Source organism: Yimella radicis, assembly GCF_054778255.1.
In genome coordinates, this window is sequence record NZ_BAAGZR010000009.1 from 178,132 (window position 1) to 191,523 (window position 13,392).

Here is a 13,392-nt window from a genome sequence, read left to right on the forward strand (position 1 = left end):
GCCGGTGTCACTGCCCGGATGAAGTATCGCCCATCGGCGCCGAAGGCAGGGGGCACAATCCGAGATCGAAGGGAAGAATGTCCGCGGAACCGCTCTGCAGGCGGGCGGCGGCCGAGGTCATCCGGCGCATGTAATGACGTCGACACAGCACCTCGTACTCGACCGCGTGCGCGGTTTCACCGGCGACGTCGCCGACGACGACCTGTTCGCCCTCGATGACCATGTGTCCGTCGACGACGCGGGCGTTGTGAGTGGCACCGCGACCGCACCAGCACAGCGCCTCGACCTGCGGCACCTGCAACCTGTCGGCGAGTTCGATCAGTCGCTTCGAACCCGGGAAGAGCTGGGTGCGGAAGTCGGCCATGATGCCGAACGCGTACACGTCGATGTCGCATTCGTCGACGACCCGCGCGAGCTGCTCGATCTGCTCCGGCTCGTAGAACTGGGCCTCGTCGCAGATGACGTAATGGATCTCGCGGCCATGGGCGGTCTGCGCGATGACCAGTTCCCAGAAGTCCAGCTCGTCGGTCACCTCGACCGCCTCACGCGACAGGCCGAGACGGGAGGAGATGACGGCCGCGCCGGCGCGGTCGTTTTTGGTGAAGATGAGTCCTTCGCGCCCGCGCGCTCGGTGGTTGTGCTCCATCTGCAGGGCGAGTGTGGACTTGCCGCAGTCCATGGTGCCGGAGAAGAAGACGAGTTCAGCCACGAGGTACGACTCTAGATGGCCGGATCAGTCGGCGGGACGGTGCAGCACCGGAACGGCCATCTCCGCGGCGGTGAGCGAGCCGTGCTGACCGGTCAGCTCACCCACCTTGGTGGTCATCACGCGTGAATCCCAGTAGCCGTACGGGCCGTCCATGGCCACGAGCACGTCGCCGAGACGGGGCGCGATATGCGGTTGCACCGGGCCGAACAGTCCTCGCGAGACGGCATCGGCCATCGGCAACACCCAGCCCTGTTCGCCCAGCCGCGCGGTCCAGGCGGCCAGGACGTCGTCGGTCGCGCCGGGCTCACAGTAGAGCTGCAGGGATCGCATCTCACCTCCGGTGTGCCGGACGCCGGCGGCGAGCTCGGGGTCGAAGGCGATGTCGGTCTTGTTGGATTCGGGGATGTCGATCATGCCGTGGTCGGCGGTGATCGTGAGGCTGACGCCGCGCGGAAGACGGGTGGACAACCGTTGCAGTTCGGCGTCCACCGCTTCGAGTTCATCGACCCATTCCCATGAGCCGCAACCGAATTCGTGACCAGTGCGGTCGAGGTTTCCCCAGTAGAGGTAGGTGAGGCTGCGGGGCTTCCGAGCCACGCGGGCCAGCACGATGTCGACGCGTTGGGCGAGCGTGGCGGCCGTGGCGAAACCGGCACCGCGTAGCGCAGCCGTCGTCAGGCCGGAGCCGTCGAAGTAGTCGTTGGCGACCATCGTCGTCTCGATCCCGGCAGCGGCAACGCGCTCGAAGACGGTCGGTTCACGCTGCCAGCGGCGCGGATCGGGTCCGTTCTCCCAGGAGAGTTCGTTGAACAGGAGGTCGGTGGCCGGATCGACCACCTGGTAGCCGAGCAGGCCGTGCGAGCCGGGGGGAAGTCCGGTGCCGAACGTGCCCATGCTGGTCGCGGTCGTCGACGGGAAGCCCGCGGTCGCACTCGCCGCGTCGATCATCAGCGTCCGCATGAACGGTGCGTGACCGGAACGGGCCCGAAGAAGTTCGGCGCCCAGACCGTCGACGAGCACGACCACCGCGCCACGAGCCTGCGGCAGGGTGCCGCGAAAACCTTTGACGCCGAGCGAAGCTGCCGCCGAGGGCAACACCCCGGCGAGGTCGGTGGCCCCGTAGCTCGGCGCTGCGGGCAGCGGGCGTATCACCGGCTTCAGCGACCGGTGACCGCGGACAGCGCCGCAGCGAAGTCGAGTGCGTTCTGCAGGTTGCGTTCGCCGTCGGCGTCGGCGCTGACCCGGACGCTGATGTCGTCGGCCGTGACCGTGCCCTCGTAGCCGTGGTCGGCGACGCAGTCGGGGTCGGCGCAGGCTGCGGGCAGCAGGTCGACGCGGCTGACCGTGCCCCAGCCGATGGTGACCGTCACCTCACGTCCGAGTGACCCTTCGGCGTACTTCTCCGGCGAGTTGATGACGTGGGTGAGCATCACTCCGCGGATCGCCGACAGCGGCACCGTCTCGGTGGTCGCGGTGGCGACGTTGCGGGCGACGATCGTGGGTGCGTCCAAGGACGGGGAGTGGTCGTCGGCGTGGGCGATGACCAGGCGTCCGCCGCTGATCACCAGCACGGTGATGTGCCGACGCACGGTGTCGGTGTCGATCGTGGTCTCCGCGTGTACCAGGTGGGCGTCGACGGCCTGAGTGCCCAGGGCCGCCTTCAACACGTCGGCGACCAAGGCCGGGTAGTAGCCCGCCTGCTCGATGTCATGCAACAACGCGTCGGGCAAGGTGGCGGCGGTCAGGTGCGAAGCGGACATGAGGGTCATCTTCCCATGTCCCGACCGGGGCAGCTGCGTGATGGCGGCGATGTGGATCGCCGAAGCCGCTGTCAGCGCCCGGCGGTCACCACCCGCTCATCGCGCGGCGACCACTGTCGCTGCGGCCGACCGGCGGCGCGACGATGATCGACGCTCCCAGCACCTCCGCGCCCCACCGGTGGGTGTTGACCGGGTTGAGGTTGAGTTCGTAGATCTGCGGGTTGGTGTTGGCGAGCACCGAGACCCGGGCGATGACGTCGCGCAGCGCGTCGCGGTCGATCGGCGCACGGTGCCCGAAACCGTCGAGGATCGGGGCGGCCCGGACGGAGTCGATCAGGTCGTCGATGTCGTTGCTGCTGAACGGCGGGATGCGGTAGCCGAAGTCGTTCATCACCTCGGTCGGCACACCCGCCAGGCTGAACCGCACGACGGGACCGAACAACTCGTCCTCCTCCGACGTCACCACGCACGGGATGCCGGGTTCGGCCATCCTCTGCACCACGAACGTGTTGGCACCGATCGGGGCGAGCCGGTCATCGAGCGCGCGGTAGGCCTCGGCGACCGCGTCGGCGGAGCCGAGATCTGCTCGCACCGACGACACCGGCTGGATCCGCACGATCGGCGAGGTCGACTTCAGCACCACCGGGTAGCCGATCTCGTCGGCGGCTGCGACCGCCTCCTGCACCGAGGTCACGGCCGTCGAGGGCCAGACGGTGATGCCGTACGCCGCAAGCAACTCCCGTGTCTCCAGGGCGGTGAGCTCGCGGCCGTCTGGGTCGGATTCCAGCACCGTGGCGATGATTGCTGCGGCCTTGTCCTGATCGATGCCCTCGGGGAGCACGAGGTCGTCGCTCTGCCGGTCGAGCCACTGCCCGTACCGCGTGGCGGCGGCCAGCGCACGGATCGCGTCCTCGGGCATGGCGTACGACGGGACGACCTCGCGTCGGCCGTCCTCGCGGGGCTGCCCGGCCAGCACCTCGGATACCCCGCGGATACCGAGGAACGTCGTCACACAAGGCTTCTCGTAGCGTCCGGCAACCTCGCCGAGTGCCTCGGCGATGTCGAGACCAGCCGACTGGCGGGGCGGGAGGAACGCGGTGACGACCGAGTCGACGTACGGGTCCTCGAAGGCCGCCCGAACGGCGTCGGCGAACTCCTGTGCCGTTGCGTCGGGATCGAGGCTGACCGGTCCGTGGGTCACCTGCAGGCGCCAGGACACACACGCGTCGGCGGCCAGTGCACCCAGCGCTGAAGAGTTGCCGACGACCGCGACCCGCTCCCCCTTCGGTATCTCCTGGTGCACGACGAGCTGAGCGATGTCGAACATCTGGTGCACGTTCTCGACGCGGATCACGCCGGCCTGACGCAGCATCGCCCGGAAGGCCTCCGGCCGGATCCGGGTCGGACGCACCTGATGCCCGGGCGGCACGCCGTACTGCGAGACACCCGACTTCACCACGATCACCGGCTTGGCCTTCGACAAGCGCCGCGCGATGCGGTTGAACTTGCGCGGGTTACCCATCGACTCCAGGTACATACCGACCGCACGCGTCTGCTCGTCGTCCAGCCAGAACTGCATCAGGTCGTTGCCGGAGACGTCGGCGCGGTTACCGGCCGACACGAAGGTGCTGATGCCCAGGCCACGACGCGCAGCGGACTCCAACCCGGCGATCGCGAGCGCACCGCTCTGGGAGAACAGGCCGAGGTCACCTGCAGCCGGCAGCTCCGGTGCCAGCGACGCGTTCAGTTGCACATCGACGGCGGTGTTGATGAGACCGAAGGAGTTCGGGCCGACCACACGCATCCCGTGGTTGCGGGCGGTTCGCAGCAACTCCTGCTGCAACTGCTCTCCGGCCTCACCCGCCTCGGCGAATCCGGACGACACGACCAGCACGCCGCGGACGCCGTGCTGGGCACATTCGCGGACCACGCCCGGGACTTCGGACGCCGGAACCGCGATCACCGCAAGGTCGATGTCGCCCGGGACGTCGGCGAGGCAGGTGTACAGGTCGCCCTCGATCTCGGCGTGCGCGGTGCGGTTCACCGCGTACAGGTCACCGGCGAAACCACCGGTGCGCAGGTGTTCGTACAAATCGCGGCCGGTGGACTCGCGGTTGCGGGACACTCCGATCACGACGACGCTGCGCGGGTTCAGCAGTGCTCGGATGCTCGCGGCTTCGGCTCGTTGCTCCCGTGCGATCCGGACGGCTTCACTGGCGTCCGTGGGTTCGATCGGGAACGCGAGCGAGATGACGCCGTCGTCGAAGTGGTGTTTGACGCCGAACCCGGCATCGATGAAGACCCCCATCATCTTACGGTTCTGCGGCAGGACGTCGGCGGTGAACTCCTCCACCCCGGCCTCACGGGCGATGGCCGCCATGTGTTCCAGCAGCACCGATCCGATACCGCGCCCCTGGAAATGATCCGAGACGTTGAAGGCGACCTCGGCCGATGTCCCGGTGGGCCCGCCGAGCCGGTCGTACCGGCCGATCCCGATCAGTTCCTCGTTGCCCTCCAGCACCAGCGCGACCCGTTCGACGTGGTCGACATTGGCGAAACGCTTGGCGTCCTTGTCGGACAACTCCTTCATCGGTGCGAAGAAGCGCAGGTAGATCGACTCCGGCGACTGCTTGCGGTGAAAGTCCTGCAGGGCCGCGACGTCGTCGGGGCGGATCGGCCTGATCTGCGCGACGGAGCCGTCTCGCAGGACGACGTCCGCCTCCCATCCAGCCGGATAGGGCGCCGGATTCTCGCTCATGCAGCCCAGCATGTCATGTTCACGACTTCGGGACGACGACCTTCCAGGACTTCCCGAAGTCGGAACTCACCCAGAATCCCGGGGTAGTGCGCGGAACCGCGTAGAACTGCGCCCCGCCCGGGCTACCGGTCCAGTCGAAGCCGTTCACCGGCGGCGGCTGTGGGAATCGGGGCACGGTCCAACTGCGACCGCCGTCGGCGGAGATCTGCAGGACCCTGCGCGCGTCGTCCCCGCTACTCGTGCCACCACCACGTGGGCCGCCGACGGTCACCACCAGGTGCTGCGGGTCGGCGGCACCGAGGCTCAGCTGTCCGATCTCGGGAAGGCGCAGCGTCCCGACGGAGTGCTCGACCCAACTCTGCGCCTGGTCGTTGCTGCTCACCACACGGAAGGCTCTGCGGTCCTGTGACAGCCGGCACAGCGCGAACATGTGCGCGTCGGTGCTGGCGGTGATCGTCACCGCTTCGAGGGGGCTTGATCCGCAGACCTCGGGGGCTTTCATGGGCTCCAGCCGTTCGGCAGACAGCATCCACGGCTGCTGCGTCGAGCGGCCGCTGTTGCTGGTCTGCACGATGACCAGCGCGTCCTTGACCACGACGGAGGCGTCGTCGATCGGTCTGGACAGCGCCGCCGAGTCGACAGTCGTGAACGAGCTGGGGTTGGCGCGGCTGCTGAAGGAGACGTAGACCGGGCCCGAACACGTGCCCTGGACGCAGCCGTCCGCGGTGAGCAGGTAGACCTGCCCCTCCCAGATCTCCAGATCGAGCACGGTCTGTCCGGGGTGGTTGACCTTGTCGAAGCTGGCGCCGCGATCCGAGGTGACCCACAGGTCGCCGCCGTAGACGTAGCCCACCTGGGAGTCGACGAAGCGGACGTCGCTGAGCGCACCGTCCGGCTGGATGTTCGGCACATCGGCGCCGGACGCACTCGAGGTGTCGGTGCCGTTGAAGGTGTGGACGGCCTGCCAGGACTCACCGTCGGCGCCGGAGCGCAACAGTGTCGGGCAGATGTCCGAACCACACTCGGTCGTCCCGAGGTTGTACAGGGTGCCGCTGCCGGCATTGCTGACCGACCAGGTGCGGAACGTGGCCGGCACGCCCTGCGGCAGCTGGGCAGCTCCCATGTCGTCACCGGCGTCGGCAGTGCCCCGCTCAGACCCGTCCTCGCTGGCGGCCACGGTCTGCCCCGGACGGATGTTGTCGGCTCCGAAGGGTTCCTGCTTCCAGGTCCATACGCCGGCCAGCACGAGCATCGCGGCGACCCCGGCGGCGATGATGCCTCCCCCGGCCTTGCCGGCGGTGCGCATCGGGCTGCGACGGGCGGTCTGCACCACCTGTTGCCAGTGCACGTCGTTCGGCGTAGCGGGCTCGAGCGCGTCGCGGTGCTTGGCGAAGAAGTCATCGACCAGGTCCGGTTCGTTCACGGGATCCTGGGATGGGTCGTCGCCATGACGTCGTCCGAAAGGCGAATCGTTCATCGCTGTCCCTCCAGACGTTCCCTCAACAGTTTGCGCGCATCGAACAGATCCCGCTTGATCGTGCCCTCGGACTTGCCGAGGCTCTGCGCCACCTGGGCGACGGGCGACGGAAAGGCCATCCTAATATTGCAGCAACACCGGGCGACCCGGATCGGGGTCAACGTCACCGCTGTCATGAACTCAAGGACGCCGACCGCTACTCACCGGTTGGCCCGCGCGACGACGTCTTCGTCGCTAGTGTCGAAAACATGCCGACCACAGAGCCTGGTAGCACTCCCACGAATCTCTTCGGCCGTCTACGGGACGCGTTGCTGGACGCCCGGGAAGACCCGGCTGCAGCCGCGAACGCCTGGCAGACACCCGCATTCGAATCGTTCAACTGGGCGACGGACTGGTTCGACGCAATCGCTGCGCGACACCCCGACCGCCCTGCGCTGATCGTGAAGTCGGCCGACGAACGCCTCGAACGCAGCTACGCCGATCTGTCGGCCCGCTCCGAGCAGGTCGCCGGCTGGTTGTCGGACGCCGGCGTGCACCAGGGCGACCGCGTCCTGCTCATGCTCGGCAACCAGGTGGAGTTGTGGGAATGCATGCTCGCCTGCATCCGCCTCGGCGCGGTGACGATCCCCGCGACGATGCTGCTGACCTCCGCCGACCTGCGCGATCGGGTCGAGCGCGGCGAGGTCAAGCACGTGATCGCCGCCTCGGCGGTCACCGGTGCATTCACATCCGTCGAGGGCGACTTCACGCGCATCGCCGTCGGTGACCCGGCGTCCGGTTGGCTGTCGTACTCCGACTCCGGGGCCTCGACGACGCCCGCTCCCGCGGTGACCACGGCACCGGACGACGCGATGCTGCTGTACTTCACCTCCGGCACGACGTCCCGTCCCAAGTTGGTGCTGCACACGCAGACCTCCTACCCGCTCGGCCACCTGTCGACGATGTACTGGATCGGGCTGCAGCCCGGCGATGTCCACCTCAACATCAGCTCTCCGGGTTGGGCCAAGCACGCGTGGAGCAACGTCTTCGCACCGTGGAACGCAGGCGCGACCGTGCTGGTCGTCAACCAGCCGCGGTTCGATGCCCGCGAACTGCTGGAGTGGATGGCACAGGAGAAGGCGACGACGTTCTGCGCCCCGCCCACCGTGTACCGGATGCTGATCCAGGCCGACCTCGCCGCCTACCGTGGCAAGTTGTCGCTGCGCGAGATGGTCGGGGCCGGCGAACCGCTCAATCCCGAGGTCATCCAGCAGGTGGAGAAGGCCCTCGGGCTCACCATCCGCGACGGCTTCGGCCAGACCGAGACCACGGCCCAGGTCGGCAACACTCCCGGGCAGCCCCTCAAACCCGGCTCCATGGGCCGCCCGTTGCCGGGCTACGACGTGGTGCTGGTGGATCCCGCCACCGGTGAGGAGCGCAACGGTCCGGGCGACGAGGGTGAGATCTGCCTGCGCCTGTCCGGACCGCTCGGCCGGCCGGCCGGACTGATGACCGGTTATTACGGCGACGAGGCGAAGACCGCGCAGGTGATGCGCGACGGCGTTTATCACACGGGTGACGTCGCGGCCCGGGACGAGGACGGCTACATCACCTACGTCGGACGCGCGGACGACGTGTTCAAGGCGTCCGACTACCGCATCTCCCCCTTCGAACTCGAGTCGGTGCTGATCGAGCACCCGCTCGTCGCGGAAGCGGCGATCGTGCCCTCGCCCGACCCGACCCGACTCGCCGTCCCGAAGGCGTACGTCGTTCTCACGGAGGGAAATTCACCGTCCGCCGAGATCGCCAGAGACATCCTCGTGTTCACCCGAGAGCATCTCGCTCCGTACAAGCGGATCCGGCGCATCGAGTTCTTCGACCTGCCCAAGACGATCTCGGGCAAGATCCGTCGGGTCGAGTTGCGGCAACGGGAAGCCAGTTCGCACGGGAACGGTGGCGACTCCACCTCGCGTGCCTCCGAGCTCGAATTCTGGGAAGCCGACTTCCCGGATCTGAGGTCATGATGGAACTGCAGAAGGCGATCCGCCGCCGCCGGATGATCCGCGATTTCGACCCCGACCGGCCGGTCCCGCGCGACGTCGTCGACACGGCGGTGACTCTCGGATTGCGGGCACCGAGTGCAGGCTTCAGTCAGGGCTGGGACTTCGTCGTGTTGACCGATCCCGCTGACCGGCATCGGTTCTGGGAGGTCACCACCAGCGCCGACGAGGAACTCGACCGTTGGCTGGAGAAGGTGAGTTCGGCTCCGGTGCTGATTCTGTGCTGCGGCGACAAGGACGCCTACCTTCGCCGCTATGCCCAGCCGGACAAGCCATGGCAGGACATGGACGAATCGCACTGGCCCGTGCCCTACTGGGACGTCGACACCGGGATGGCCGCCCTCATCATGCTGCTCGTCGCTGTCGACGAAGGCCTGGGCGGACTCTTCTTCGGAGTGCCGGTCGAGCGGTGCGATGTCGTCCGGGAGACGTTCGGCATCCCCGGAGACCGGTCGCTGGTCGGTGTGGTCGCGATGGGGTACGCGCGCACCCAGCGTCCGAGTGGCAGCACCCTGGCGCGCCGTCGTCGTCCGACGGGCGAGGTGGTGCACGACGGTCGTTTCGGCTCGCCCTGGTCCACCGATCGAAATGTGCTGACAAAGAACCCATCTCAAGGGGTTCCTTCCGGAAGGATGAAGACATGAAGAAACTCATCAACGACCCGGCTGATGTCGTCGTCGACGCGTTGCGTGGATTCGAGGCGGCTCACTCCGACCGGGTCCGCGTCGACCTCGACCTGAAGACCATCTACCGCAAGGACGCCCCGAAGAAGGGCAAGGTAGCGCTCGTCTCCGGCGGCGGCTCGGGTCACGAGCCGATGCACGGTGGGTTCGTCGGACCGGGCATGTTGGACGCGGCCTGCTGCGGCGAGGTGTTCACCTCCCCGGTGCCTGACCAGATGATGGCGGCGACCACCGCCGTGGACGGTGGCGCGGGCGTCCTGCACATCGTGAAGAACTACACCGGTGACGTCATGAACTTCGAGATGGCAGCCGAGATGGCCGAGGCCGACTCGGGCATCCGCGTTGCCTCGATCGTGACCGATGACGATGTGGCAGTTCAGGATTCGCTGTACACGGTCGGGCGCCGCGGCGTCGGCGTGACCGTGCTGCTGGAGAAGATCGCCGGTGCTGCCGCCGAGGAGGGACGTGACCTCGACGCCGTCCTCGAGGTCGCGAAGAAGGTGAACGGGAACGGTCGTTCGATGGGCATGGCGCTCACCTCGTGCACCGTCCCGGCGGCCGGTGAACCCACCTTCGAACTCGGCGAGGATGAGATGGAGGTCGGCATCGGCATCCACGGCGAGCCCGGCCGGGAGAAGCGGCCTCTGGCGTCGGCACGCGAGATCGCCGAGCAACTCCTCGAACCGATCCTGAAGGACCACGACTTCAAGGGCGCTCCGGCAATCGTGATGATGAACGGCATGGGTGGCACGCCGCTGCTAGAGCTGTACCTGATGTACGGGGAAGTGGCGAAGATTCTCGAGGCCCAGGGCGTTGCGATCGCTCGCAACCTGGTGGGCAACTACATCACCTCGCTGGAGATGGCCGGCTGTTCGGTGACGCTGCTGCGTGCGGACGACGAGCTGGTGAGCCTGTGGGATGCACCGGTCAACACTCCCGGCCTTCGGTGGGGGTGCTGAGCATGACGTTGAACCTCGAAACGGCAGCTGCCTGGATGTCCGACTACGCGAGTGTCATCGACGAGAACGCGGCGATGCTCACCGACCTCGACCGTCAGACCGGTGACGCCGATCACGGCAGCAACATGCAACGCGGAATGAAAGCCGTTGCCGCACTTGACTCCTCGGAGTTCGACGATGCGGCGGCGTACCTCAAGAAGGCGGGCATGACACTCGTCTCCACCGTCGGTGGCGCATCCGGCCCGCTGTACGGCACCTTCCTGCTCCGCTTCGCCGGCGCGGTGGGCGACGGTGGCAAGGACGCGCTGGCCGCAGCCTTCCGGGCCGGACTCGACGGCATCGTGCAACGTGGCAAGGCCGAGGTGGGCGACAAGACGATGGTCGATGCCCTCTCCCCCGCAGTCGACGCGTTCGACGCAGCCGGCTCGCTCGATGAAGCGCTGAACGCGGCGGCCGAAGCGGCCGCGAAGGGTCGCGACGAAGCCACCCCGCTGGTCGCCCGGAAGGGTCGCGCGTCCTACCTCGGAGAACGCTCGAAGGATCACCAGGATCCAGGAGCCACCAGCCTCACCTTGCTGCTGGAGTCGGCCGCCCGCACTCTCGTAGGTGATTCCGCGTGATCGGTATCGTCGTCGTCTCGCACAGTCGAGCTCTTGCGGATGCCGCGGTCGAGCTGTCGTCCGAACTGTTCGGTGCCGGCACCCCGCCCACGATCGTGGTGGCATCCGGCACCGCAGACGGCGGATTCGGCACGGATGCCACCGCAGTCAGCGCGGCGATCGAGGCGGCCGACTCCGGTGACGGCGTGCTCGTCCTGATGGATCTGGGCAGCTCGGTGATGAGTGCCGAGATGGCGCTGGAGTTCCTCGACCCCGACCTCGCCTCGCGGGTACGCCTGTGCGGCGGACCGCTGGTCGAAGGGCTCGTGATCGCCGGCGTCACCGCGTCCACCGGAGCCTCGCTCGACAAGTGCGACAGCGAGGCGCGGCGCGCGCTCGAAGCGAAGGGCAAGCACCTCACCAGCTGATGAAGGTGCATCTCGTCCTGTACACCACCCTGCCGATACCTGGTCGTACACCGAGCAGAACTGTTCCTGCGACATGTCGGCCTCGTCATCGGACAAGGCACGCGTCCCGGATCTGCTGCAGGTCGGTGACGCCGGCCAAGCCCATCACGTGCTTCAGCTCGGCGGCGTACTCGAGCAGCAACGACTCGACGCCGGGACGGCCCTGCGACGCGAGCGCCCAGAGGGCAGGGCGACCGACGAAGACCGCTGACGCCCCGAGGCCCAAAGCGGTGAGGATGTCGAAGCCGTCACGCACTCCGCCATCGACGACCACCGGCACCGAATCACCCACCGCCTCGACGATTTCGGGAAGAACACTCGCGGGCGTCACGGCACGGTCGAGCTGGCGTCCGCCGTGCGCACTCACCCAGACGGCGTCCGCGCCGTGATCGACGAACAAGCGTGCGTCGTCCTCGCGGAGCACACCTTTCACGACCACCGGCAGGCCGCTGATCTGCTTCAACCACTCGATCGTCTCGACCCCGATCGCCGGGTCCTGGTCGATGTGCGACCACGGGGCGCGGGCCTGTTGGGGAGTGAGGTGATCGCCCATGTTCACCAGCGCGAGTTCGTCGGTCATCTCCATCGGACGCCCGGAGTCGGGGATGTTGCGGTGTCCGACGTACGGGGTGTCGACGGTCAACGCCAAGGCGGTGGCACCGGTTGCGACCGCGCGCCGCACCATCCCTTCGGTGACCTCGCGCGTGAGCGTCATGTAGACCTGAAACCACCACGGCCCCCGCACGGCCGCACCGACGTCCTCGATCCGACAGGTGGAGCGACTGGAGAGCACGAACGGACTGCCCACCGCGCCGGCGGCGCCGGCCGTCGCGATCTCACCCTCGACGTGCGTGAGCTTGTGGAAGGCGGTCGGTGCCACCCCGATGGGGTTCGACCAGGTGCCGAACAGGTCGAGGCCGAGATCGACGGTCGACACATCGCGCAGCGTCCGTGGACGCAGACGGTAGGCGGACCAGGAGGATTCGGCCTCGGCCACCGAGATTCCCATCCCGCACCCGCGCTCGACGTACTCCCAGAACGGTGGGTCGAGACGGTGCGCAGCGGTCTCCCGGAACGCTTCGATCATCGGGTGCATACCTGCCACCCTAGGACCGCGTTAGCGTGGGTTTCATGACCAACCGCCCCGTCCGCATCGGCGTCCAGATCCAGCCCCAGCACGGCTCGTACGACAAGATCCGGGACGCGGTACGCCGCGCCGAGCACCTCGGCGTCGACGTGATCTTCAACTGGGACCACTTCTTCCCGCTCAACGGCGACCCCGACGGCATGCACTTCGAGTGCTGGACGATGCTCGCCGCCTGGGCGGAGCAGACCAGCCGGGTCGAGATCGGCGCCTTGGTCACCTGTAACAGCTACCGCAACCCGAACCTGCTGGCCGACATGGCCCGCACCGTCGACCACATCAGCGACGGACGTCTGATCCTCGGCATCGGCTCGGGCTGGTTCGAGCGCGACTACGACGAGTACGGCTACGAATTCGGCACTGCCGGAAGCCGATTGGACGAGCTGGCGACCGCAATGCCGAAGATCGAGCAGCGCTACGAGCAGTTGAACCCCGCACCGACGCGCAAGATCCCCACGCTCATCGGCGGAGGCGGCGAGAAGAAGACTCTCAAGCTCGTCGCTCAGTACGCCGATACGTGGCACTCCTTCGCCGATCCCGAGGTGCTGAAGCACAAGCTGTCGGTGCTCCAGGGGCATTGCGAGCGGGAGGGTCGCCCCATCGAGGAGATCGAGATCTCGGTCGGGGTGGGCGGTAAGGGGCGCGAGGGACGCTTCCCGGACGCTCCGCAGGTCGAGGGACAACCGCTGTACGACCTGGGTGCGCGTCTGTTCACGATGGGCACCGGCGGGCCTGACTACGACCTCGCTCCGGTCGAGCCGTGGCTGCGTTGGCGCGACGAGATCAACGCCAACTGA

13 protein-coding genes are annotated in these 13,392 nt (G+C 67.6%); 6 read left to right on the forward strand and 7 right to left on the reverse strand.

Annotated features, from left to right (window positions below; genetic code table 11):
* Window positions 1-7: 7 nt before the first annotated feature.
* The 6 genes from ACYU8W_RS07960 to ACYU8W_RS07985 all read right to left on the reverse strand — a co-directional run bounded on the left by ACYU8W_RS07960 (window position 8) and on the right by ACYU8W_RS07985 (window position 6,823).
* A complete protein-coding gene (locus ACYU8W_RS07960) occupies window positions 8-709 on the reverse strand; it encodes a thymidine kinase (RefSeq protein ID WP_499468084.1) in 702 nt (233 codons plus the stop codon).
* A gap of 24 nt (window positions 710-733) precedes the next feature.
* Window positions 734-1,861 (reverse strand): alkaline phosphatase family protein, encoded by a 1,128-nt coding sequence (locus ACYU8W_RS07965; protein WP_499468086.1) that lies wholly within the window; start codon window positions 1,859-1,861, stop codon window positions 734-736.
* Window positions 1,862-1,866: 5 nt separating this feature from the next.
* Window positions 1,867-2,469 carry a DUF5998 family protein gene (locus ACYU8W_RS07970; protein WP_499468088.1) on the reverse strand — a complete coding sequence of 201 codons (603 nt, stop codon included), beginning with the start codon at window positions 2,467-2,469 and terminating at the stop codon, window positions 1,867-1,869.
* Between the two features lie 85 nt (window positions 2,470-2,554).
* Window positions 2,555-5,227: a bifunctional acetate--CoA ligase family protein/GNAT family N-acetyltransferase gene (locus tag ACYU8W_RS07975; RefSeq protein ID WP_499468090.1), complete on the reverse strand. Its 2,673-nt coding sequence runs from the start codon at window positions 5,225-5,227 to the stop codon at window positions 2,555-2,557.
* A 19-nt stretch (window positions 5,228-5,246) separates the two neighbouring features.
* Window positions 5,247-6,650: a beta propeller repeat protein gene (locus ACYU8W_RS07980; protein ID WP_499468091.1), complete on the reverse strand. Its 1,404-nt coding sequence runs from the start codon at window positions 6,648-6,650 to the stop codon at window positions 5,247-5,249.
* 50 nt (window positions 6,651-6,700) lie between these two features.
* A complete protein-coding gene (locus ACYU8W_RS07985; RefSeq protein ID WP_499468093.1) occupies window positions 6,701-6,823 on the reverse strand; it encodes a hypothetical protein in 123 nt (40 codons plus the stop codon).
* Window positions 6,824-6,952: 129 nt separating this feature from the next.
* Between ACYU8W_RS07985 and ACYU8W_RS07990 the strand changes: the two genes are divergently transcribed.
* The 5 genes from ACYU8W_RS07990 to dhaM are packed head-to-tail and all read left to right on the forward strand — an operon-like array spanning window position 6,953 to window position 11,412.
* Window positions 6,953-8,707 (forward strand): AMP-binding protein, encoded by a 1,755-nt coding sequence (locus ACYU8W_RS07990; RefSeq protein ID WP_499468095.1) that lies wholly within the window; start codon window positions 6,953-6,955, stop codon window positions 8,705-8,707.
* Window positions 8,704-9,387: a nitroreductase family protein gene (locus ACYU8W_RS07995; RefSeq protein WP_499468097.1), complete on the forward strand. Its 684-nt coding sequence runs from the start codon at window positions 8,704-8,706 to the stop codon at window positions 9,385-9,387. The genes ACYU8W_RS07990 and ACYU8W_RS07995 overlap by 4 nt, the downstream gene beginning before the upstream one ends.
* On the forward strand, window positions 9,384-10,385 hold the full coding sequence (gene dhaK, locus ACYU8W_RS08000; protein WP_499468099.1) for a dihydroxyacetone kinase subunit DhaK: 1,002 nt from the start codon (window positions 9,384-9,386) through the stop codon (window positions 10,383-10,385). Before ACYU8W_RS07995 ends, dhaK begins: the two co-directional genes overlap by 4 nt.
* A 2-nt stretch (window positions 10,386-10,387) precedes the next feature.
* A complete protein-coding gene (dhaL, locus tag ACYU8W_RS08005) occupies window positions 10,388-11,005 on the forward strand; it encodes a dihydroxyacetone kinase subunit DhaL (protein WP_499468101.1) in 618 nt (205 codons plus the stop codon).
* Complete coding sequence (gene dhaM, locus ACYU8W_RS08010) at window positions 11,002-11,412, forward strand: dihydroxyacetone kinase phosphoryl donor subunit DhaM (protein ID WP_129623992.1); 411 nt, start codon at window positions 11,002-11,004, stop codon at window positions 11,410-11,412. The genes dhaL and dhaM overlap by 4 nt, the downstream gene beginning before the upstream one ends.
* An 85-nt stretch (window positions 11,413-11,497) precedes the next feature.
* On the opposite strand, the gene ACYU8W_RS08015 is transcribed toward dhaM, so the two are convergent.
* The gene (locus ACYU8W_RS08015) at window positions 11,498-12,547 is read right to left on the reverse strand and encodes an alpha-hydroxy acid oxidase (protein WP_499468103.1); all 1,050 of its coding nucleotides are present in this window, start codon (window positions 12,545-12,547) and stop codon (window positions 11,498-11,500) included.
* Window positions 12,548-12,582: 35 nt separating this feature from the next.
* Between ACYU8W_RS08015 and ACYU8W_RS08020 the strand changes: the two genes are divergently transcribed.
* Window positions 12,583-13,392: an LLM class F420-dependent oxidoreductase gene (locus ACYU8W_RS08020; RefSeq protein WP_499468105.1), complete on the forward strand. Its 810-nt coding sequence runs from the start codon at window positions 12,583-12,585 to the stop codon at window positions 13,390-13,392.

Coding starts and splice junctions, on each gene's coding strand:
- ACYU8W_RS07970 (WP_499468088.1), bottom strand. CDS start 2,469: ATGTCCGCTTCGCACCTGACCGCCGCCACCTTGCCCGACGCGTTGTTG.
- ACYU8W_RS07975 (WP_499468090.1), bottom strand. CDS start 5,227: ATGAGCGAGAATCCGGCGCCCTATCCGGCTGGATGGGAGGCGGACGTC.
- ACYU8W_RS07985 (WP_499468093.1), bottom strand. CDS start 6,823: ATGGCCTTTCCGTCGCCCGTCGCCCAGGTGGCGCAGAGCCTCGGCAAG.
- ACYU8W_RS07990 (WP_499468095.1), top strand. CDS start 6,953: ATGCCGACCACAGAGCCTGGTAGCACTCCCACGAATCTCTTCGGCCGT.
- ACYU8W_RS07995 (WP_499468097.1), top strand. CDS start 8,704: ATGATGGAACTGCAGAAGGCGATCCGCCGCCGCCGGATGATCCGCGAT.
- dhaK (WP_499468099.1), top strand. CDS start 9,384: ATGAAGAAACTCATCAACGACCCGGCTGATGTCGTCGTCGACGCGTTG.
- dhaL (WP_499468101.1), top strand. CDS start 10,388: ATGACGTTGAACCTCGAAACGGCAGCTGCCTGGATGTCCGACTACGCG.
- ACYU8W_RS08015 (WP_499468103.1), bottom strand. CDS start 12,547: ATGCACCCGATGATCGAAGCGTTCCGGGAGACCGCTGCGCACCGTCTC.
- ACYU8W_RS08020 (WP_499468105.1), top strand. CDS start 12,583: ATGACCAACCGCCCCGTCCGCATCGGCGTCCAGATCCAGCCCCAGCAC.